Origin of the sequence: Ensifer adhaerens, from assembly GCF_001270265.1 — a bacterium.
In the GTDB taxonomy this organism is placed as follows: domain Bacteria; phylum Pseudomonadota; class Alphaproteobacteria; order Rhizobiales; family Rhizobiaceae; genus Ensifer; species Ensifer adhaerens_B.
Genome location: NZ_LGAP01000075.1, coordinates 1 through 1,610, shown reverse-complemented (window position 1 = coordinate 1,610; position 1,610 = coordinate 1). Strand labels below are relative to the sequence as shown.

Sequence of the window (1,610 nt, the reverse complement as noted above, 5' to 3'; positions counted from 1 at the left end):
GACCCTCTTATGACCGTGGTCAAGGGTGATACGCGGACTTATGCGCCCCATGTCTTTGACACCGATTTTGTTACCGTTGATGGGGCAGCGCGGGGACGGGATGGGCCTTCAGACGACGGTTGATCCAGCTCTTATCCGCGGGTTGGTTACCGCACTTCCGTAATTCGTCTTGGGCCATCCCTGTCTAGAAGTCGGGCGTTGGATTCTGATGTCCAGCCACATAGGGTCGCCGGGAATTCCCCACCGCGGCCCATCCCGTCTCCGTGCTGCCCCTGATGTCCGCCGAGGCTCTGGCGCGGGCAAAGCCCCTCAATGCGGCGGCGCCCGCGCTGGGGGGCAGCTGGTTGCAACTTGGACCTTTAAGGTAGCAGCGCACCGCATCGTCAGCGCACCGGTTCGACCTGGTGGCCGATGGCCCACAGGAACGCTGCCATCTCGCGCGCGATCGCCGCAACGACGATGGGGTTTTTCTTGCCCGCAGCCGTCAGGCGCCGGTAGCGGCCGCACAGCCGCGTCTGCGCTTTCCAGGCGATCTCCCGCACCGCCTTCGGCAGACCCTCAAGCCGGACGCGAATGGTTTCCGTCACCCTGGCGGGATGGCGATAGCTCCAGGCGCCCTCGACCAGGACGCGGCGCGCGCGGCGGTTTCCGGCCAGCGTCAGGCCGCCGCGTTTGACCGTCTCGCCGGTCGACCGTTCCGAGGGTACGAGGCCCAGGAAAGCCATCAACTGCCGCGGGTTGTCGAAGCGGCGTACATCGCCGACTTCGCTGACGAAGGTGACGGCAACAAGGAAGGAGACGCCGCGAAGCGCCTGATAGGCCGCGACCACCGGTGCCATCGACCAACTGGGCACCAGCTCGACCAGCTGAGCATCCAGCCGCTCCAGCCGGTTCTGCGCATCGGTGATCACGTCGATCTGGTCCTGGAAGACGATTTGCTGGGCCGGGTGGTCGAACTTCTGCGACGCCAGCCAGCGGACATGCGCACGGCTCCAATTCTTGTGGCCAGTAAACACGCGGCCATGGCGCAGCAGGAACGAGAGCAGTTGCTGGCGTTTCTTGCGCAGATCTTCGCTCGCTGCGGCCCGCACCCGCACCAGATCGCGCACCGCTTCATGCACCGTGTCGGGAACCCATATTCCCTTCAACTCACCGGCCCGCAAAAGCCGCGCCAGGCTGACCGCATCGCGCCGGTTCGTCTTGACCCGTTCGCCCGCCCGCTTCGGGATCAGCGAGGGCGCTACGACATCACAGCGGTGGCCGAGTTCAACGAGCTGGCGATAAAGCCCATAACCGGTCGGACCCGCTTCGTAGCAGAAGTGCAGGTGTCGAGACTTGCTCTCCATCTTGCGCACGAACCGTTCCACGGCCGCCGGCGTCGCCTCGATCTCACCGAAATACCGAACTTCTCCATTGCGTCCGCCCTCGGCAATTGCGATCGCGTGCTTGGCTTTCGAGACATCGACACCGACGTAAAAAACGTTATCCTCTGTCATGGTCCGTCCTTTCCTTGCTGGGGCTCGGCTCGGCACTCCCGAGCAACCCCCGTTTGCTTTACAGCTGCAAAGACTAGGGCGGGCCGCCGCTCAGACCACGGTCATAACGTCTAG

General features: G+C 64.0%; 1 protein-coding gene. It reads right to left on the bottom strand.

The features are described from left to right. Positions 1 to 383: 383 nt before the first annotated feature. Positions 384 to 1,496 carry an IS110 family transposase gene (locus AC244_RS34705; RefSeq protein WP_053253356.1) on the bottom strand — a complete coding sequence of 371 codons (1,113 nt, stop codon included), beginning with the start codon at positions 1,494 to 1,496 and terminating at the stop codon, positions 384 to 386. Between the last annotated feature and the right edge of the window lie 114 nt (positions 1,497 to 1,610).